17 protein-coding genes and 1 pseudogene are annotated in these 20,325 nt (G+C 48.8%); 12 read left to right on the top strand and 6 right to left on the bottom strand.

Annotated elements, in window-relative coordinates:
- Positions 1 to 258 precede the first annotated feature (258 nt).
- Positions 259 to 606, top strand: a complete 348-nt coding sequence (locus RBB45_RS17455; RefSeq protein ID WP_022544538.1) for a PadR family transcriptional regulator — start codon at positions 259 to 261, stop codon at positions 604 to 606.
- The gene (locus RBB45_RS17450) at positions 593 to 1,588 is read left to right on the top strand and encodes an HAAS signaling domain-containing protein (RefSeq protein ID WP_306010023.1); all 996 of its coding nucleotides are present in this window, start codon (positions 593 to 595) and stop codon (positions 1,586 to 1,588) included. Before RBB45_RS17455 ends, RBB45_RS17450 begins: the two co-directional genes overlap by 14 nt.
- Positions 1,589 to 1,618: 30 nt before the next feature.
- Here the strand turns inward: RBB45_RS17450 and RBB45_RS17445 are convergent, their stop codons facing one another.
- Both RBB45_RS17445 and RBB45_RS17440 read right to left on the bottom strand, forming a co-directional pair.
- Positions 1,619 to 1,996, bottom strand: coding sequence for a VOC family protein (locus tag RBB45_RS17445; protein WP_101548804.1), 378 nt, complete (start codon positions 1,994 to 1,996; stop codon positions 1,619 to 1,621).
- A gap of 12 nt (positions 1,997 to 2,008) precedes the next feature.
- Positions 2,009 to 2,905, bottom strand: coding sequence for an AraC family transcriptional regulator (locus RBB45_RS17440; protein WP_129613205.1), 897 nt, complete (start codon positions 2,903 to 2,905; stop codon positions 2,009 to 2,011).
- A gap of 218 nt (positions 2,906 to 3,123) precedes the next feature.
- On the opposite strand from RBB45_RS17440, the gene RBB45_RS17435 reads away from it, so the two are divergent.
- The 9 genes and pseudogenes from RBB45_RS17435 to RBB45_RS17395 all read left to right on the top strand — a co-directional run bounded on the left by RBB45_RS17435 (position 3,124) and on the right by RBB45_RS17395 (position 13,649).
- Positions 3,124 to 4,122: a sugar-binding protein gene (locus tag RBB45_RS17435; protein ID WP_009794404.1), complete on the top strand. Its 999-nt coding sequence runs from the start codon at positions 3,124 to 3,126 to the stop codon at positions 4,120 to 4,122.
- A gap of 1 nt (position 4,123) precedes the next feature.
- Entirely contained in the window at positions 4,124 to 5,596 is a 1,473-nt protein-coding gene (locus RBB45_RS17430; protein WP_101548806.1) for a sensor histidine kinase, read from the top strand.
- A complete protein-coding gene (locus RBB45_RS17425) occupies positions 5,574 to 7,151 on the top strand; it encodes a response regulator (protein WP_248138194.1) in 1,578 nt (525 codons plus the stop codon). The genes RBB45_RS17430 and RBB45_RS17425 overlap by 23 nt, the downstream gene beginning before the upstream one ends.
- A 946-nt stretch (positions 7,152 to 8,097) precedes the next feature.
- Positions 8,098 to 9,159 (top strand): galactose/glucose ABC transporter substrate-binding protein MglB, encoded by a 1,062-nt coding sequence (mglB, locus tag RBB45_RS17420; protein ID WP_009794400.1) that lies wholly within the window; start codon positions 8,098 to 8,100, stop codon positions 9,157 to 9,159.
- A gap of 172 nt (positions 9,160 to 9,331) precedes the next feature.
- The gene (gene mglA / locus RBB45_RS17415) at positions 9,332 to 10,834 is read left to right on the top strand and encodes a galactose/methyl galactoside ABC transporter ATP-binding protein MglA (RefSeq protein WP_148949915.1); all 1,503 of its coding nucleotides are present in this window, start codon (positions 9,332 to 9,334) and stop codon (positions 10,832 to 10,834) included.
- 12 nt (positions 10,835 to 10,846) lie between these two features.
- The gene (gene mglC, locus RBB45_RS17410; protein WP_009794398.1) at positions 10,847 to 11,866 is read left to right on the top strand and encodes a galactose/methyl galactoside ABC transporter permease MglC; all 1,020 of its coding nucleotides are present in this window, start codon (positions 10,847 to 10,849) and stop codon (positions 11,864 to 11,866) included.
- A 77-nt stretch (positions 11,867 to 11,943) separates the two neighbouring features.
- Positions 11,944 to 12,135: a hypothetical protein gene (locus RBB45_RS17405; protein WP_009794397.1), complete on the top strand. Its 192-nt coding sequence runs from the start codon at positions 11,944 to 11,946 to the stop codon at positions 12,133 to 12,135.
- Positions 12,136 to 12,226: 91 nt separating this feature from the next.
- Positions 12,227 to 12,541 (top strand): annotated as a pseudogene (locus RBB45_RS17400) (sulfurtransferase); the annotation flags it as partial.
- Between the two features lie 118 nt (positions 12,542 to 12,659).
- A complete protein-coding gene (locus tag RBB45_RS17395; protein ID WP_306010019.1) occupies positions 12,660 to 13,649 on the top strand; it encodes a glycosyltransferase family 2 protein in 990 nt (329 codons plus the stop codon).
- 11 nt (positions 13,650 to 13,660) lie between these two features.
- Here RBB45_RS17395 and RBB45_RS17390 read toward each other — a convergent pair whose 3' ends face one another.
- Positions 13,661 to 14,560, bottom strand: coding sequence for a PhzF family phenazine biosynthesis protein (locus RBB45_RS17390; protein ID WP_306010018.1), 900 nt, complete (start codon positions 14,558 to 14,560; stop codon positions 13,661 to 13,663).
- 158 nt (positions 14,561 to 14,718) lie between these two features.
- Here RBB45_RS17390 and RBB45_RS17385 point away from each other — a divergent pair, with 158 nt between their 5' ends.
- On the top strand, positions 14,719 to 16,503 hold the full coding sequence (locus RBB45_RS17385) for a S9 family peptidase (protein WP_306010017.1): 1,785 nt from the start codon (positions 14,719 to 14,721) through the stop codon (positions 16,501 to 16,503).
- Positions 16,504 to 16,611: 108 nt separating this feature from the next.
- Here the strand turns inward: RBB45_RS17385 and RBB45_RS17380 are convergent, their stop codons facing one another.
- The 3 genes from RBB45_RS17380 to RBB45_RS17370 all read right to left on the bottom strand — a co-directional run bounded on the left by RBB45_RS17380 (position 16,612) and on the right by RBB45_RS17370 (position 20,325).
- Complete coding sequence (locus tag RBB45_RS17380) at positions 16,612 to 18,132, bottom strand: UDP-N-acetylmuramoyl-L-alanyl-D-glutamate--2,6-diaminopimelate ligase (RefSeq protein ID WP_306010016.1); 1,521 nt, start codon at positions 18,130 to 18,132, stop codon at positions 16,612 to 16,614.
- A 191-nt stretch (positions 18,133 to 18,323) separates the two neighbouring features.
- Positions 18,324 to 19,556 (bottom strand): peptidase T, encoded by a 1,233-nt coding sequence (gene pepT, locus RBB45_RS17375; RefSeq protein ID WP_306010015.1) that lies wholly within the window; start codon positions 19,554 to 19,556, stop codon positions 18,324 to 18,326.
- Between the two features lie 385 nt (positions 19,557 to 19,941).
- A complete protein-coding gene (locus RBB45_RS17370; RefSeq protein ID WP_009794388.1) occupies positions 19,942 to 20,325 on the bottom strand; it encodes a VOC family protein in 384 nt (127 codons plus the stop codon).

The following is a 20,325-nucleotide window of genomic DNA, read 5'->3' as shown; positions in this document are numbered from 1 at the left end:
TAAGGTCAAAAGGCCATTGGAAAACCGCTTAGTGCCGCGGACCATTTCCAGCATTTCAATACCTTTATGCTGGTTATATGATTTGCCGCTGTCTCCCTGATTATAGCAATTCCGCCAAAAAAGGTATGGGCAGGTGCTTCAGTTTTAAAAAAACAAATATTATGTGATCAACAATAGTGTATATCGCATAGTATGTAGTATACTGTATGACATATAGCAAACAACCCAGAAATACATGAGATCAATGAGGTGAAGCTGATGGATTCATTGCTGAACAGTTTAATGACGGAATTGCGGAGGGGGACATTGACGCTTGCGGTGCTCAGCCAGCTGGATACGCCTCAATACGGCTATTCGCTGGTGCAGAGGCTGGAGGAGGGCGGCATTGCGATCGAGCAGAGCACTCTGTACCCGCTCCTGAGAAGACTGGAAAAGCAGGAGCTTGTCACAAGCAGCTGGGATACGAGCGAAAGCAGGCCGCGGCGCTACTATGTGCTGAGCGATTACGGGACAGAGGTTTACAAAGAGCTGAAAAAAGAGTGGGAGCGGAGCACACAGGACCTTCGCGGCCTGCTGAAAGGAGATGGAAAGGATGAACCTGATTGAGCTTTACATTCAAGAGGTTGCTCGCCGCCTTCCAGAAGGGAAGCGGGAGGATATCGGACTGGAGCTTCGTTCGACAATCGAGGATATGCTTCCGGATGATTATGGAGAAAAAGATGTAAAGGAGGTGCTCGCAAAGCTTGGCAGCCCTGCACGGCTGGCGGCAAATTACATGGACCGGCCAATGCACCTGATCGGCCCGCGGTATTTCGATGTATACGTGCATCTCATCAAGCTGATTCTGCCCATCGCGGCAGTGATCGCATTCCTAGCAAATGCAGCTGTCGAAATCATGGCCCGGAACACCGGAGAATCTGCGCTTGATATTATTCTCGCCGTTTTTGGAACGGGCATTTGGGGGATGCTCGGCGCCGGCATCCAAACGCTATTCTGGCTGACACTGGTGTTTGCCGTCATCGAACGGACTGACAAAGGAAACAATCAGGAGCCTGTAACAGACAGCCTGCAAAAATGGACCCCGGACGACCTGAAAAATGTCCCGCAGATCAGCAGGGAAAAAAGGATTCCGAAGCATGAGCCAATCGCTGGCCTAATCATGACCATTATTTTCGCCGCCCTGTATTTCAATGCCGATAGGATCATCGGACTGTATGAACAAGGCGGCGCCGGATTGGAATTCAGGATACCGGTATTCCAGCAGGACATCCTGAATTCCTATTGGCCAATTGTAATGGCTGCCGTCTTTCTGGAGCTCGTATTGATTTTGTTTAAATGGATGAAGGGACAGTGGACGAAGGGGCTGGCGACCCTGACAGCTGCCTCACAGGCCATATCCTTAGCAGCTTTTATCCTCATCTTCAGCAATTCCGCGGTTTGGAACAAGGACTTTACCGGTTATATGGATGAACTCTTCCGTGCTTCGCTCCGCCTTGAACACTGGGTTCTCTGGGGCGGCATTGTCTCTATCATTGTCTTTGGTGCTATAGAGGTGTACCACGCCTTCAGAAAATCCCGGATCCGCTAAAAAAAGAAAAGCCCGCCATAAAAGGCGGGTTTATTGCTGGGCCGGAATGTCGCTCATCAAGGCATGTGTATTTCCTTCAGTATCCTGGAAAAACGCCATCCATGTCTCGGTATCCCCCATTTTGGCGACCATGTGCGGATCGCCTGTGAAGCCTGCTCCTTTTTCAGCAAGCTCCCTGCAGGATTTGCGGATATCCTCCACCTGGAAATAAAGGACTGAGCTTGGATGGGCAAACTCTTCCTTTTCCGGCAGGCTCAGCATCAGGCGCTGCCCGCCGCATTCAAAGAATGCCATTGTCTCCATGCTGAATAAGAGGGGAAGCCCCAGTACATCCCGGTAAAATGGGACTGCTCTTTCCATATTTTTGACCGGGATGCCGATCTGGCTGATTTTCTGGATTTCCTGCATGTCTATCACTCCTTAACTTTTCTTCTTCTCCAGCATAGTCGAAAAACCAGTCTCATTCTTGTCCAATCTCACCTTTTTCCGGTGCTGGAGGGGGGATAACCCTGTATGCTTCCTGAACATTTTGCTGAAAGAGGAGGGGGTCTGAAAGCCCACTGCAAAGCTGATATCCGTCATATTCCACTCCTCTTTTTCCAGCATATCCTTCGCCTTTCTGATGCGGAACTCTGCCAGATGCTGATGAGGCGTCCTGCCGAAGAATCCTGTATAAGACCTGAGCAGATGATTAGGCGAAAGGCAGGCGATTCTTGAAAGCTCATCTAATGTAACCGGGCTTGCATAGCAGGCCCTTATATATTCATTGGCTGTCATCAGGCGCTTATAGAGTTCCTCTCGTGTTGAACGCTTCTCGGCTCCGATAGCTGAGGCTTCCCTTCTTGCATATGACTGTTCAAGGAGAATCTCCTGCATAAGCGGGTAAAACAGCTCTTCATAGGCAGCCGGATCTTCCGAAAGCAGATGTGCCTCCTGCAATCCCGCAAGCCGGCCGCTCAAACCCGCTCCGGGCTGGTATGTCCTCTCAAAGAATCCCTCATCAGAGGCAGGGCGGAAGGGGTCGCTGAGAAGCCTGTCAGGATCAGCTGTGAGCGACTGCAGCACCTCCCCTGCGAACCCGTCCCGGAAAAATACACAAAATGACTCGACCGGGTGTGCCTCCTCAATCGAAAGGGCATAATCCCCTTCATTCAAAAGCAGATAGCGTCCTTCCTCCACAGCATAAGTTCCGGGACCTTTTTTATACCGGGCACGGCCGTTCCGAAAGGTTTTGACCGACAGCTGGCCGCCTCCTTCCCAGTAAAATTCATTGCTCCTGGCTTGGAGCACATAATTTGATGCAGGATGCTTATTCATTCTTCTCACCTGTACGTTTTTCCCAGAATTTGAATAATTCTATTATAGCGCAGACTTCCTCCAGAAGATCTTTTATTCATAGAAATCCTGTCTTGAATTCTGAAAATTATACCACCTTTTGAAAAGAGGCGTTATAATATTCCTATTCGCTAAAGCATGGCTTTGGCTTCGGTCATTGTTCCTATCAATCTACCATTTAAAAAAGAGGGTTGTCTGCCATGAGCAAATGGTCAGTGTTTGCCTATACATCTCTAAGCTTCTTTTTTGTCATCAGCTGTACGATGGCAGTTTTCTATGGATATAAAGTAATTGCCCATCATGTTCCCCAGGAACCCGGCAAGCTTGAGGATTACCGCTATCACTTTGTGCTTGTGCCGGAGGAATTGGATAATGAGTACTGGAGGCTTGTTGAAAAAGGGGCCAGGAAGGCTGCGGAGGAAGCAGGTGTTGTCCTTGAATATGCCGGTCCGAATCAGGCCAGCATTGACGAACATCTGGAAACCATTGAAAAGGCAGCTGCTTCTAAGGTTGATGGCATCATCACACAGGGTCTGAGTGATGAGCAGTTCACGCCCCTCATTAATAAAGTGGTCGGGAAAACCCCTGTTATCACCATTGATACAGATGCAGCCAACAGTGAGCGCGTTGCCTATATCGGCACTGATAATTATTATGCCGGCTATCTGGCCGGAAGGGCGCTTGTGAAAGATCTGAACGGAAAGGCTGAAGTCGCCATCATCACCGGCAATTTCTATGCAAACCACCAGATCCAGCGGGTAAACGGCTTTAAGGCTGCAGTCGGAAGCGAAAAGAACATCCGCATCATTGATGTGGAAGAATCCGAGATCAGCAGAGTAAAGGCGGCAGAAAAGGCGTATCAAATCTTAAAAGAGCATCCGAATGTAACCGCTTTCTACGGAACCAGTGCTCTTGATGCCATCGGGATCGCCCAGGTGGTGGAAATGATGCAGAGGCAGGGGGATATTTACGTCATGGGCTTCGACACGCTTCCTGAAACCCTTGACTATATGAAGAATGGCACCATCCAGGGAACGGTCGTTCAGGAGCCGTTCGAGATGGGCTATAAGTCTGTCAGGATGATGATTGACCTGCTTGAAGGCAGGGAGGTTCCGCCTCTTGTCCATACGGATACAAAGATTCTGAGAAAAGCAGACCTGCCGATCAGCAGCCAGGAACAAATCAGGGAGGTCCACTAATATGCTGTTCCGGATAAGGTCAAAGCTGCTCTTATATTTTATTGTCCTCGTCGCCCTCCTGACTTCTGTCGGCCTGTTTTTCTATAAAGCCAGCGAAAAACTGGTCACCGAATATGACAACAGCTTTGAGAGATTTCTGCTTCTTAATGATATCTCACAGCGTACCGATTTGGTGACAGAGAAGCTGAAGGCCTATATCACAGATAAGGACCATACCTATCTGCTCCAATATGAGCAGGAAAAGACGAAGCTTGTAGATGACCAGAAAAGGCTCTATGAGATTATGGATACCAGCGATATGACGCTCGTTAACTATAAAAACATGATCGACAGCTTTCTGGAGGAAACAGATGCCTCACTCGAAGCCTTCCAGCGGGATGAAATCAACACCTATTCGGGCCATCTGAATGAGGTGCTCAAGATCGGCGGTTTTCTCCAGGAAAATACGCTTGCCCTGCTAAACAATAAATTGACCGACTACCGCTCCTTCTACAGACAGATGGAGCAGCAGAATCACTATTATAAAATGCTTTCCCTGTCCCTCTTTGCCGCAGCCTTCTTTTTAAGCACGCTGCTGGCCTTCTGGATATCAGGAGGGATCACCAAGCCAATCTCCAAGCTTTCAGAGGCGGCGAGGCAGATTGCAAAAGGGAATCTCGAAGGCGAAGAAATCAAAGTGGCGGCCAAGGATGAACTCAAGCTGCTGACAGATACCTTTAATCAGATGAGGAAAAACCTCAGGACACTGGTCATCGAAATCAAGCAGAAGTCAGAATTGGACAAACTGCTGAAGGAGCTGGAGCTTAGGAGTCTCCAGAATCAGATCAATCCGCATTTTCTATTCAATACACTGAATACGATATCTAAAATGGCATATCTGGAAGATGCCGAAGAAACCTCGCGCCTCATTGAATCCGTCGGGGCCCTCCTCCGCTACAACCTGGGGGATCTGGACAAAGCTTCGACTCTCCGGGAAGAGGTCAGGGTGGTCAAGGAGTATTTTTATATCCAGCAGACGCGCTTTGGAGACCGCATCCGCTTTGTCACTGACATTGAGGAAGACTGCCTGGACATTGAAATACCGGGACTGACCCTCCAGCCTTTAATTGAAAATGCCTTCATACACGGGGTGGAAGAGTACGAAGAAAATGGCATTATCCGCCTGGACATCATTCGCAAAGGTGAGGAGATTCATGTAGAAGTCAGCGATAACGGCCCCGGGATGGACCCGAAAGCAAAAAGAAGGCTGCTGGCCTATGCAGAGGGGCTGGAAGAGACTGTGCCCAAGGAGCAGCCAAGCGGGCATTCGACAGGCATCGGAGTCAGGAATGTCATGAAGAGGCTGCAGTTGTTTTATCAGAAAAGGAATGTCGTGGAGATCGAATCACGGCCGGGGAAGGGAACAACTTTCAGGCTGGTGATCCCAGCCATGGCAAAAGGGGGAGAAAAGCTTGCTCAAAGTACTGGTCGTTGATGATGAGGTATTGGAGAGAAAGGCCGTAGCCAAAATGATCCGCAGCTCATTCAATCATGCCGAAGTGGTAGGGGAAGCAGCCAATGGACGGATTGCGATTGAAATGGCAGTAAAGCATGAGCCGGATATTATATTTATGGACATTAAGATGCCGGGCGTGGACGGAATCGAGGCTGTCCGGGAAATCCGGAAAATCAGGCCGGAAACGAGATTCATCATGGTTTCGGCTTTTGATACCTTCGAATATGCCAAGAAGGTGATGCAGCAGGGGGTAAAGCAATATATCCTGAAGCCGAGCTCAAAGGCGGACATTACCGCAGCCTTTGAAAGCGCGGCCGGTGAAATCATGGAAGAGCGCCGGAAAATGGAAGAAGAACGGAGCCTGAAGGAAAACCTTGAAAAAGCGGTGTCCATTGCCCAAAAAGAATGGGTCGCTTCCCTGATGATGAACCAGGTGCAGGATATCACCTTTGAAAGCTGGGGCAGGCTATTGGGCAAGGAGATCCTCTCAGGCTATATCATGCTGTTCAGCTACCAGCCGAAGCCTGGCAGGGAAGCTTCAGAGGACCGGAAAAAAGAGTGGTACAGCTGGCTGAAAGAAACACTCGCCAGCCTGCCTGAGCATCAGGAGGCAATGGTCGGGCCTCTCGTTGAAGATCAGGTCCCTGTATTATTCCTTTGTCAAAAACCGGCTGAAAAACTGCATTTCAAATCCAAGTCCCAAACCGTACTGGATGCCCTCCTTGCCAGATTCTCCAAGAAATTCGGAGAAGCGGAATTAAAAGCAGGAATCGGCCATCCGTACGAGGACGCGCAGGAACTGACTAAATCCTACCACGAAAGCGCTTTGGCCCTTCAAAAGATCAAGCAGCTGCCCGGCCGGTCTTATTTATTCGGGGAAAAGCAGGGGAAAACAGCTGCAGGAAGCCCGCCGCCTGGCTATAACGCAGAAAAAGAGCTGCTGGAAGCAGTGCGCCAGGCGGATGTGAACCATGTCCTGTCCGCCTTTGACGGCTTTATGGGCAGCCATGCTGAGGAAGCGCAGGAAACGGCAGACATCCGCAGGTCTCTTCAAGAGCTGTTTGTGCTGGTATCAAGAATGCTCTATGAACTCGGCATTGATTACAGGCAGGTGCCCGAGCTCAGCGATTATCATGACAGCGCGGTCCTGTTTGAGCAGGGCAAGAATCATCTCCTCCGCATAGTCCGGCATGTACAGGCATGGCGGAACAGCCATGCCAAAGATATGCTCTATAAAGCAAAGGAATATATCGAAGCCCACTATGCCGAGGCGCTTACCCTTGAGTCGGCAGCTGAATATGTAGACTTGAGCCCGTTCTACTTTTCCAAGCTGTTCAAAGACCGCTTTGGGATGACCTTCATCGATTTCGTCACCGACGTCCGGATCAGGAAGGCAAAGCATTTCCTCAAGGAAGGCTCCCTCAGCCTGAAGGAAATCTGCTACAGCATCGGCTACAAAGATCCCAACTACTTCAGCCGCGTCTTCAAAAAGCACACCGGCCTATCGCCAACCGAATACCGCAAGGAAAGCTGAAGGATCTCCATATGAGGGGTCCTTTTCTGCTGGAAAAAGTGAGTTTAGTACTAGTTCTATTTTTTAAATGGGGCTGGTGATTTCCGTTCCAGGCACTTCGCTTTCCGCGGGGCGGCGCTGAGCCTCCTCGTCGTCCCTCCTGCGGGGTCTCAGCTCTGCCGCTGCAATCCCGCAGGAGTCTACGTGCCTTGCACTCCAATCACCAGGTTTTTAAAATTAGTTGGGCAATTACCCTCCTAATTAGGTCATACAAGTAGACTCTTTTCGCATAGATTGTTGCTATCTTGCCATCCTTATAAGATGTGATAAGATACTCTTTCAGAAAACAGTTTCTTCCCCGTCCAGTCATAAAAGAGCAGCCTCTTTTCGCACCTGAATGAGAGAATCATTGAGGTTGAAAAATAAGCGGAGGAATTCCCTCTAATTTCAAAAAAACTTTAATAATAGCTCAAATAGGCGGAGAAATTCCGTCTATTGATTCAAAAAACAGGAAAATGGGCAACTTCGTTCCTCTTAACCGGAATTCCTCCGCTTATTTACACCCATCCATGCCATATTCAGCAGCTTAACCGGAAATTCTCCGCTTATTTTAAGGCTTGGTGGCTACTCAAATTAGGTTCTGTTTCCGAAAAATGTAAATTTTTAATTGTTATAATTAAAAGCTAATCTTTACGAAAAGAGCCTTCAAGTAAAGAGAGAGTTCTTACCATAACACCTTTTCCTTACAAACTGGAAGGCTCCTTGTATTGTGCCTATTCATACGCCTTTCTTTTTTCCAAATAGCACCTTCAACAGAAATATCCTAACCCACGCTCATGAACGCGCTTTCACAAAATAATCTAGAAAATCACAAATTAATGCTAGTTATTCCAAATATAAATCTCCTACTCTCCTGCTACTATGTTTGTAAGGGCTTACAAACTAAAACCAAAAGGGGATTGGGAAAATGGCGAAAAAGAAAAAGGGTTTGCTTTTATCACTTACGGTTGCATCAAGCATCATGCTGGCTGCTGGCTGCAGCAGCGATTCGACTGGCGGTTCAGGGGATTCAGGAAAGGCAGATGGACTTCCGGCGGTCGGGGCAACAATCTACAAATTTGATGATAACTTCATGTCCTATGTCCGCCGCGCAATGGAGGATTCAGCAAAGGACCAGGCTAACCTGATGCTCAATGACTCCCAAAACGACCAGGCAAAGCAGATCGAGCAAGTCGATACACTGATTGCCAAAGGAGCTAAGTCTCTGGCCATCAACCTGGTTGATCCAAAAGCGGCACAGACCGTTATTGATAAAGCAAAAGCAAAGGACCTGCCGGTTATCTTCTTCAATAAAGAGCCGGATGCAGCGGTCATGAATGGTTATGACAAAGCTTACTATGTCGGGACGACTTCTTCCGAATCAGGTGTAATCCAGGGTGAACTGATTGCCAAGCAGTGGGAAGCGAATGAAGCGGCATGGGATAAAAATGGAGACGGCAAAATCCAATATGTGCTCCTCAAAGGCGAGCCGGGCCACCCGGATGCTGAAGCCCGCACCAAATATGCAATTGACACAGTCAAGGGCATCGGCATTGAAACAGAAGAACTGGCAATGGATACAGGTATGTGGGATGCAACGAAGGCAACCGAAAAAATGGATGCCTGGCTGGCAAAATACAGCGACCAGATTGAATTCGTCATCGCCAACAATGACGGCATGGCACTCGGGGCAATTGCTTCTCTTGAAAAAGCAGGCTATTTCTCCGGAGATAAATTCATGCCTGTCGTAGGCGTCGACGCTATTCCGGAAGCATTGGATATGATCGAAAACGGCAAAATGGTCGGAACAGTCCTGAATGATGCACAGAACCAAGGGAAAGCGACCGTCCAGCTTGCGGTCAACGCTGCAAATGGCAAAGACGTGCTTGACGGAACAGAATGGGAGCTTGACGAAGCCAAAGCCGTCCGCGTTCCTTACGTAGAAGTGACGAAAGATAATATCGACGTCGGCAAGAATGCTTACAAGTAAGAACTGCGCCTCAATTTGATGGCAGCAGAACAATAGATAAAAAGAGTTTTTCCAACAATGGGGGGCTTGCTGTGCGGGTCTCTCATTGTTTTCCAAAAATAAGCCGGCAGGATGAAACAGCCATAACAGGCAGTGCCGGCACATGCAGAAGGGCAAGCAAGGAGGTGCACTCATGCCGGAAACAAACGGAGCAGTGCTGCTGGAAATGAAAAATCTAACAAAAAGATTCCCCGGGGTCATCGCCCTGAACAACGTCTCCCTTAAGGTAAGGGCAGGGACAGTGCATGCGCTGATGGGGGAAAATGGAGCAGGCAAATCAACTTTGATGAAATGCCTTTTCGGCATCTATTCAATGGACGAGGGACAGATCCTCCTCGAAGGCCGGGAGGTAGCCTTTGCCAGCTCGAAGCAGGCGCTGGAAAGCGGGGTCTCCATGGTCCACCAGGAGCTCAATCAGGTGCGCCAGCAGAATGTCATGGATAATATCTGGCTTGGCCGCTACCCGAAGAAAGGCATCTTCATTGATGAGAAGAAGATGTATGAAGATACGGCAGCCATTTTTAAAAGCCTGGATATCCGGATTGATCCGTCCAGCAAGGTAAGTTCGCTCTCCGTCTCGGAGATGCAGATGGTTGAAATTGCCAAGGCGGTTTCCTATCAGTCCAAAATCATTGTCATGGACGAACCGACCTCTTCACTGACAGAAAAAGAAGTGAATCATTTATTTAAAATCATTAAAAAGCTGCAAAGCGAAAATGTAGCCATCATCTATATATCCCACAAAATGGAGGAAATCCTCCAGATATCCGACGAAGTGACGATCATGCGCGATGGACAGTATATCGCGACAAAGAGCGCCGAGGAGCTGACAACGGATGAAATCATCCGCCTCATGGTCGGACGTGATCTGTCACAGCGCTTCCCGGAAAAGGTGAACAAGCCGGGAGAGGTCATTTTAAAGGTTTCCGGCCTCACAGCAGAAGCAAAGCATTCTTTCTCTGATATCGGCTTCGAACTGAGGCAGGGAGAAATCCTTGGCATCGCCGGGCTGGTCGGATCAAAGCGGACCGAGGTGGTGGAAGCCCTGTTCGGCATGAGGGGCGTGAAGTCAGGAAAGGTTGAGCTTCATGGCAAGGAAGTCCAGAACCATTCCCCGCAGCATGCTATCAAGAACGGCTTTGCGCTTGTTACAGAGGAAAGAAGATCTACCGGCATCTTCCCGGAATTGAGCATCAGCTTCAACTCTATCATTGCCAATCTGAAGAAATACCGAAAAGGCATCTTTCTTTCGGACGGCAAGGTGGCGGAGGATACGAAATGGGTCATAGATTCTATGAATGTCCGGACACCGTCACAGAAAACTTCCATCGGCTCTTTGTCCGGAGGGAATCAGCAGAAGGTCATCATCGGCCGCTGGCTCCTCACAAGGCCTGAAATCCTGCTGCTGGATGAACCGACGCGGGGAATCGATGTCGGGGCTAAATTTGAAATATACCAGCTGATCAGCGAACTGGCGGCAGAAGGCAAGGGGATCATTTTCATTTCATCCGAAATGCCCGAGCTGCTGGGCGTGAGCGACCGGATCATGGTCATGAGCAACGGGAAGCTGGCTGGGATACTGGATACTGCAGAAGCCTCGCAGGAAGAAATCATGCGGCTCGCTGCGATGTACTAGGAGGAAACACACATGAACAAAGCGGAAAAAAGATTCGATGCAGCCAAGTGGCTCGTCGACAATGTCATATATGTCGTTCTGGTCCTGCTTGTCATCGGGATCATCATCGCGTCACCTGACTTTCTATCAATCACAAACTTTATCAATATCCTGAGCCAGTCTTCATCCAGGATCATCATTGCCCTCGGGGTAGCAGGCATTCTGATTACTGCCGGGACAGACCTGTCAGCAGGAAGGCTTGTCGGCCTCGCCGCTGTTGTGTCAGCATCGATGCTGCAGGCTTCGGATTATGCTTATAAAATGTATCCGAATCTTGCTGAGCTGCCGATCATCGTACCGATTCTGATCGCCATGGCGGTTACAGGCCTGTTCGGGGCACTGAACGGTGTTATTGTTTCCAAGTTCCATGTGCCCCCGTTCATTGCCACCCTTGGCATGATGATTGGCGTATACGGCGTCACTTCGATCTACTTTGACCGCCCGCCATACGGTGCCCAGCCGATCGGCGGACTGAGCCAGAGCTTTACAACATTCGCCCAGCGGGGAATCCCGATCGGCCAGTATGAACTGCCATACCTTGTCATTTATGCGGCTATTGTTTCCATCATCATCTGGGTGATTTGGAACAAGACCCAGCTTGGGAAAAATATGTACGCAATCGGCGGAAATCCTGAGGCAGCAAAGGTTTCAGGCGTCAACGTCGCAAGGAATATCATCCTGATCTACCTGATCGCAGGCCTTCTCTACGGATTCTCCGGCACCCTTGAAGCCGGGCGTGTAGGAAGTGCTACGAATAATACAGGAAATATGTATGAACTCGATGCCATTGCGGCCTGTGTGGTCGGCGGGGTATCCCTGTCCGGCGGGATCGGCACCGTGCCGGGCGTCATCACCGGCGTACTGATTTTCCAGATCATCAACTACGGACTCGCTTTCCTTGGCGTCAGCCCTTATATCCAGTTCATCGTCAAAGGTGCCATTATCATTGTCGCTGTAGCCTTTGACATGAGAAAGCATGCGAAAAAGAAATAAGCTGCCAAGCTGCGTTTCTCATTTACGCCACCCTGTGCTATACTTGCCAGACATATCCGGCAAAAGGAGCTCAGACCATGAAATTTCTGAAATCGCAAATGAAGCAGCTGGTCAAGCAGAACAAAGAACTGCAGCTGCGTTTAAAAGAGCTCGAAAAAGAGCATATGCTTGAAAAAAACTTCGCTCTAAAAGCCTTGTACCACGCAGAGGTTGCAGACGGGGGAAAATATCAGACTGCCTATCAAGCCTTGGACCTGCCTAAAAAGTAGGTCCTTTTTTTTATCTCCACAACTCAGGCTGCGCCCTTGCCAGCAGGAGTTTCTGCCCATATACAGGCCATTTTTCTGTTTAATAAATGTGGATTTCAGGGGCGAAACGGAGACCTATCCGCGCAAAGGACATATACCCGGGAGTAAGAATGTGTTCTTCGGTGTTCATGCAAATGAAAAAACGAAGGAATTATTCTCTGACAAAGTTCTTAGGGAGACATTTGAAAAAACGGGCGCCCTTGATCCCGGCAAGAAGGTCATCACTTATTGTGGAGGCGGAATAGCGGCCACCTGGAATGCCTTGATACTTAACAAGCTTGGGCAAAAGAATGTCGCTGTTTACGACGGCTCCATGAATGAATGGGCCAGCGATTCAGAATGCCCGCTTGTCACAGGCAGCGAATAAGGAGAAGCCCGATTTTTTTCGGGTTTTTTTTGTTTCCGTAAAATTCCTGTTTGAAAAAATACTTTAACAGGGAAAAGATGTAAAAAACTATACATATATAGTAAAGGGGGAGGCCCATATGAGCCAAATCAAAGTAACTGTCGGGATTCCGGTCTACAACTCTGCCAATCATATCAGCATATGCCTGAATTCAATCCTGAACCAGTCAATGGAACAGGAGAGCATTGAGATCATCATGGTGAATGACGGGTCGACCGACAGTTCCGGACAAGTGCTGGACAGCTATGCAAGCTCCCATCCGAACATCACTGTCATCCATCAGGAGAATACAGGAGGGCCGGGCGCCCCGCGCAATACAATTATGAAACAAGCCCGGGGAGAGTTTATCTTTTTCGTAGATGCGGATGATTATCTGGGTCCGGAGGCGCTGGAGCGGATGTACAAGATGGGGAATGATAATCATTCTGACATTATTGTAGGAAAATTTACAGGCGTGAATGGGAGATGGGTGGCCAAGTCAATGTTTGCAGCAAACGAGCCGTTCACCAATGTGTATGAATCAAATGTGCTCGAAGCGATCGGCCCTACAAAAATGTTCCGCCGCCGCTTTCTGCTTGAAAATGATATTACCTTCCCGGTAGGGATCTGCACAGCAGAGGACCAGCCATTCATGGTAAAGGCCTATGTCCTGGCACGCGGCATTTCAATCGTAGCGGATTATCCATGCTATTATGTGGTCAATCATAAAGATAAGCAGCATGCGAGCGTCATCCAGGTCCAGCCGAGGGACTATTATAAGACGCTGGAAGAATCGGTGAAGGTCATCCACCGATACGCAGACAATAAAAAGAAACGCAATCTGTTAAAGGCAAAGTACTTAAAGAAAGAGCTGACAACCGGAAGAAGCATCCTGTTTGCCGGCTCTCAAATGAGTCTCGATGAAAAATTCCTGTGGCTCAGTGAACTGAACCGATTTTTAAACAGCTGGGTAGATGATAAAACGGAAAAGCTTCTGCCTCTCAATATGAGGGTCTTCCTTTTCCTTGTGAAGCGGGGCGACCTGGAAAGGCTTAAGGCTTTCTCCGGCCTGGAGGCAGTCCAGGCTTAGGAAAAGGATGCCTAAAACGCAAGCGTTCCAGAGATGACTGGTACTGCACTGCCGCCGATTGTAATCCTGATGCTTCCCCCATCAGAGCTGATGCCCGCCTGAAGCAGGCCGGGCCTGCCTGCTGCATGCCCCTGGCCAATGGCCAGCATGTGGTTTCTTCCCTGTTCAAGAATATTCTCAAGCATTAGATAACCGGCAAGGGCGCCATTCGCGGAGCCTGTGACAGGATCCTCCCTGATGCCCGCAGCAGGAGCAAAATCCCTTGTATAGATGTCATATTCCATGCCCTTAGCATCAAAAGTAAACAAATGGGTCGTGCTGATCCCCAGCCGGCGGTTATGCTCCTCTACCAGATCAAACTGGGGTGCTGCCCCATCGATTGCTTCCCTCGTTTTCAAGGGGACAAGCAGATGCCAGTTCCCTGTATACCCCAGCCTGATGGGATAGCGCTCGTCAATGTCGGCAGATGAAACGCCGATCATTTGGCACAGCTCTTCCAGACTGTATTCTATTTCTTTTATTTTCGGTGATATTTGAGTCATCTCTGCAGAAACAAGCTTTTCTCCCTCTGTTTGGAAGATAACCGGCACAATGCCGATATTGGTTTCAAAACGGATTTCCCTGCTGTGCCTGAGCCAATCTAATTCAGACGCCATGATCCACGCTGCGCTCAGGGTCGCATGGCCGCAAAAATCAATCTCGCAGGAAGGTGTAAAATAGCGGACCCTGAAATCGGCATTTTCGCTGCCGGAAGGAGATAGAAAAGCAGTTTCAGACAAATTGAATTCCCGCGCAGCCAGCTGCATCTCTTCTTCCTCAAGGATTGCGGCTTCCGGGACTACGCCGGCTGGATTGCCGCCAAATGCCTGATCAGTAAAGGCATCCACCTGATAAAATGTGATATTTTTCAACAAAAACTCCTCCTTCTGCTCTTATTTTCAAGAAAATTCTTGCAAAAAGATAGGGATTCCGGCCTTTCTTCCCGAATAGGATAGAGATGCCGGCAAATCTATTATACAGAATCACTGCCGAATCTAGTAAAAACAGAGAAGAAGGGGGAAAAACTAGAATGCTGTCTTTTTCAAAACCAGATGTTGAATATTTCTTCCAGACCTTTGGGATCCAGACATTCGCTGTAAGCCCGGATGAATCGCAGCTTGTGTTCAGTACAAATCTGAACGGAAAATATAATCTATGGGCGATGGATCTGCCCAATCTCTATCCTTATCCGTTAAGTTTCCAGAACCAAAACTGTGAGGAAATCGAGTTTGATAAGGAGGGGCGCTTCCTGCTTGCCGTCATCGACTCGGACGGCGATGAAAACGGCCAGATTTATGCTTTGCCGAGAAATGGCGGCGAGTTAAAGCCTATCCGCACACATGAAAATGCCCGGCATATGGGTCTGATCGCCTCTAAGGACGGAAAGACACTTTATTATACATCCAGCAAGGAAGATGCCACTTTTTTGAAGGCATATGCCTACAATATGGAGACGGGGGAAGAGGAGGTCTTGCTTCACGGCCGGGACGCCGCGACCTTCCTGACAGCCAAGAGTCCTGATGAGAAGCGCTTTGTCTTTGGGAGGATGTTTGCGAATACATACTCACTAGCCTATGCCTGGGATGGCGAGAATGAGGTTCTGCTGACGCCTGAAGCAGAGCCTCAGCATACAGTCACAGATGCTGTCTTTACTTCAGAAAACGATATCTATCTGGTCACCAACTATAAAGAGGACTTATCTTATTTAGCTAAATTCAGCCTGGATACAAACGAATTCACAAAATTGCTTTCGCTTGATGGGGAAGACTTTTCAGGGCTGAAATTTGATAAAAAAGCCCGAACCCTGTATATCAGCAGCCAAAAAGGAGTAGAGGATCATCTCTACCGCTACGGGCTTGAGGAAGGCAAGGCGGAGCAGCTGGAGCTCCCTGCGAGCACCATTGACGGGCTGTCAGTGGCAGAGTCCGGAAACCTTTACCTGCTCGGCAGGTCTGCAGTCACTCCTCCTAATCTTTATAAATATGAAAAGGGCGTGTGGACACAGCTGACCAATAATCGTGTGCCTGGCGTCAGTGAAGAGGAAATGGCTGAGCCGGAAATCCTGCACTACCCTTCGTACGACGGACTTGAGATCGAGGCGCTCTTCTTCAGGGCCAAGGAGGAAAACAGCAACGGACATGTCATCCTTTGGCCGCACGGCGGTCCTCAGGCGGCAGAAAGGGCCTTTTTCCGCTCTCTGTTCCAGTTCCTGGTCCACAGGGGCTATAGCATCTTTGCACCGAATTTCAGGGGCTCCTCAGGCTATGGGCTCTCTTATATGAAGATGGTCGAAGGCGACTGGGGCTACGGCCCGCGGCTGGATAATATTGAAGGACTTGAATGGCTCATCAAGAACGGCTATGCAGACCGGGAGAATCTCCTGCTCATGGGCGGAAGCTATGGCGGCTATATGGCCCTGCTCCTGCACGGCAGGCATCCTGAGTACTTTAAAGCGGTTGTCGATATCTTCGGCCCGAGCGACCTGTTCAGCTTCATTGAATCGGTTCCTGAGCACTGGAAGCCTGTTATGAACCAATGGGTCGGCGATCCGGTCAAAGACAAGGAAAAGCTGATCGAATACTCACCGATCACTTATCTTGAAACGATGACAAAACCGATGCTCGTCATCCAGGGAGCCAAAGACCCCCGTGTTGTCAAAGCAGAATCCGACAAGATCGTAGCTGCGCTTCAGGAGAAGGGGAGGGAAGTCGAATACCTCGTCCTGGATGACGAAGGCCACGGCTTTTCCAAGAAAGACAACGAAATCAAAGTTTACCGGAAAGTGCTGGAGTTTTTTGATGGTTTTATTAATTAAGGGCTGGCCGGAAAGTGCATACTGAATGTGCTTTTCGGCTTTTTTGCTGTTTTCGGGGTTCCTGTAGCCTTGCAAAAAAAAACAGGCAAGCCCCCGGCCTGCCCGTTCTTATGCTTCATAGCGTTCAAGTGCTTTACTTTCTTCAAGATTCCGGAAGAATTCCTGGATAATCTCCTTGTCAGAATGAGGTATTTTCTCGCCTTTTACAATCTGGGCACCATTGATGCAGCCGCTTGTGAGAAGGATTAAATCATCTTCATCGCTGACAGATAATGCTGCAAGGACGCCGTCTCTTCGCGTCGGCTCCTGCAGGATATTCCCGGCGCGCGGATTGGAGAAGCCTTTCATCACATGGCCGACCACTTCCCAGGGATCGAGGAATCCAGGATGATCGACCGATACGATTACCTGGTCCGCCTGATTCTCGACAGCTTGTGCCATCTGGGGCATTTTCTCTTTATCCCTGATCCCGATTCCGGTAATCATGACAATAAGGCGCTTATGCGGCAGCTTTTTCGCTTCCTTCAGAAGGCTTTTGAGGGCAACAGGCGTGTGCGCGTAGTCAATGATGATCTTCCTCCGGCCGAATTCCTTCAGCACTTCAAAGCGCCCTGACGGATTTTCTACGCGCGGGAGGGCCTCAATGATCTGTCCGATCGTAAAGCCAAGGTGCATGGCCGTACAGATGGCCGAAAGGAGGTTTGCCACATTATAGCTGCCAAACACAGGCGTCCGAACGATATAAGAATCATTCCCAAGCTTCAATTCAAAGCTGGTCCCATCATTTGTCACTCTGATGTTTGAAGCTTTAACATCGGCAGCAGAATCCTTTTTCAGGCTGTAGGTGAGAAGGCTGCCCTGGAAGTCCTTGATGATGTCAGCGCCCATCCCTTCGTCATCAAGGTTTACGACGGCCCGCTTCGCCTGACGGAACAGCTTCAGCTTTGCCTGCTTATAATTCTCAAAGGTTTTATGGAATTCAAGATGCTCTGGCGACAGATTCGTATGAATAGCCACATCAAAGTTGATGCCGGCGGTCCGCTGCTGCTCAATGGCAACGGAAGAGACCTCCATGGCGGCGAGCTGGTCTCCGCGCTTGGCGAAATCAGTAAAAATGGCATGCAGGTCGCTCGCCTCAGGAGTAGTCGGTGTGGACTGGACAAAGCTGACCGGGCCCATGGACGAGAGCACCCCGTTGGTGCCAATCGAACCGGAGGGGATGCCGAGTGCCGTCATCAGTGATTTCACAAAGGCCGCAACAGTCGTTTTGCCGTTAGTGCCGGTAATGCCGACAGTATGTATTTTTTCATGGATCCTTCCATGGAATATAATCGATAATTGGGCAAGGAAAGCCCGTGCGTCTTCAGTCTGGAGAAAAGTAAGCTCCGGGAATTTTCTGCTGAACTCTTCAAGAATGGCAGCATTCTCGCCTGCAAGGACAGCTGCGCCCTTTGCAATGGCCTCTTCCAGGAATGTATGGCCGTCATGATTTTCGCCGCCCATGCAGACAAAGACCGATTGAGGGCCTGCATTGCGGGAATCATAAGTGATGCTATTTATTTTTTGGCTGGGGCTGCCCCATCTCTGCCTGATGTTCAGCTGACCATATTGTTCAAAGTAGATGTCCATAATGCTGCTATCTAAACCCCCTGTAATAAAAGCCTGAATTGGCGCATTTTTCGACATTGCGCCATATACCTGTACCCATACAAAAAGTATTTACACATCCAGTTGAAAAAATGTATCTTGTGGATGTGTCCCGGTCAATTCAGGATTTGGAGGAAGAAAAAAGGCGGAGATTAAATCCCCGCCCCCTGATATTATGCTTTTTCTTCAAACAGCTTTACAATTTCTATGATGACATTAGCTGCTTTTTCCATATTATCAACTGAAATATATTCATATTTGCCGTGGTAATTTTCGCCGCCTGTAAAAATATTCGGCGTCGGAAGCCCCATATAGGAAAGCTGTGAACCGTCCGTGCCGCCCCTGATCGGAAGGATTTGCGGCTCGATATCAAGCTTTTTCATCGCCTCTCCTGCAATGTCGACGATTTCGATGACCGGCTCGATTTTCTCTTTCATGTTATAGTACTGGTCCTTAAGCTCCAGCTGGATCCGCTCTTTTCCGTATTTCTCCTGCAGTGAAGCAACAGCTTTTTCCAGCAGCTCTTTTTTATGTTCAAATTCCGTACGGTCAAAATCACGGATAATATAGCTCATCTCTGTCTTTTCCACGTCCCCTTTGAATGAGCCGAGGTGGAAGAAGCCTTCGTATCCTTCTGTCAGTTCAGGCGCCTGTTCCTGCGGCAGGCTGTTTTGCAGCTCCATCGCAATTTTGATGCTATTAACCATTTTTCCTTTGGCAGAGCCAGGGTGGATATTGGTGCCATTAACGGTGATCTTGGCTCCCGCTGCGCTGAAGCTTTCGTACTGAAGCTCACCGAGCGGTCCGCCGTCCATGGTGTATGCATAGGCAGCATTAAATGCCTTCACATCAAATTTATGCGGCCCTCTGCCGATTTCCTCATCTGGTGTAAAAGCGACCCTGATTGCTCCATGCTTGATTTCAGGGTGTTTAATAAGGTATTCCATTGCCGTCATGATTTCAGCGATTCCTGCCTTATTGTCGGCCCCGAGAAGGGTAGTGCCGTCAGTTGTGATAAGTGTATGGCCCTTATACTGCTCCAGGCTTGGAAAATCCTTCGGTGAAAGGACAATATGTAAAGAGTTGTTTAGGACAATATCTCCGCCGTCATAATTTTCAGTAATCTGCGGGCTGACGTTTTTGCCGGTAAAGTCTGTTGCTGTATCCACATGGGCAAGGAAGCCGATGACAGGCACCTGCTTTTCTGTATTGGAAGGGAGAGTGGCCATGACATAGCCATTGTCATCCATTTCCGCATCCTGCATACCGATGCTTTTAAGCTCTTCTACAAGCTTTCTGCCAAGCTCCAGCTGTCCAGGGGTGGAAGGGCAGGTGGTGCTGTTATCGTCTGACTGTGTGTCCATTTTTGCATACGAAACCAATCGTTCAATCAGGTCTTTTTTCACTAAAATCACTCCTAGCTTTTTTCTTTCATCATATCATTTTTGTTTCGGGAAGCGAATAAAAAAAGGCACAAAAGCAGAACTTTTGCGCTTTGGTTTCGGAGAAAGGAAACGGCAGAGCTTTTTAAGTTTATTTTTGTTTGATATAGGGGCTGTTGATTTCCGTTCCAGGCACTTCGCTTTCCGCGGGGCGACGCTGAGCCTCCTCAGAGCAAGCTCCTGCGGGGTCTCAGCCTTGCCGCTATCTCCCGCAGGAGTCTGCGTGCCTTGCACTCCAATCAACAGGGTTCCTATAAATAGTTGGACAAGTTTGCATCAATAATGGGGCTGATGATTTTATGAAAATGCGACTAATGCCGTATGGTCTCAGCCCGTTCTGTAATTAATATTACCGTTGAAAGAACTCAATCCATTCCCTGTCCGGCCCATAAAAGAAGAAATACTTATAGCCATTCGGGAGGGTGGTGATTTCCTGGTCTATGAGTTCAATTCCAAGCTCCTTGAGACGTGTGAATTCTCCTTCCACATCATCGGTGCTGACCGCAAAATGATGGACCGTACCTTCCTCCGGGAGATGGTCATTATAGCCTTGAATCAGTTCCAGCTCAGTTTCTTCATTTCCGGTAAAGCCTAGGAATGCAAGCTTGATGACACCGTTTGAATGAGGCACCTCTGCCTTCAGCTCCATGCCGACAGCATTTGTATAAAACTCTATTGATTTCTCTATGTTTTTAACCATTACTCCAACATGGTCAATTCTTTTTCCTGCCAT

Source organism: Bacillus sp. MMSF_3328, from assembly GCF_030733525.1.
GTDB classification, from domain to species: domain Bacteria; phylum Bacillota; class Bacilli; order Bacillales; family Cytobacillaceae; genus Bacillus_AB; species Bacillus_AB infantis.
The sequence above is the reverse complement of the archived record's forward strand: the minus strand, read 5'-3'. Positions and strand labels throughout refer to the sequence as shown.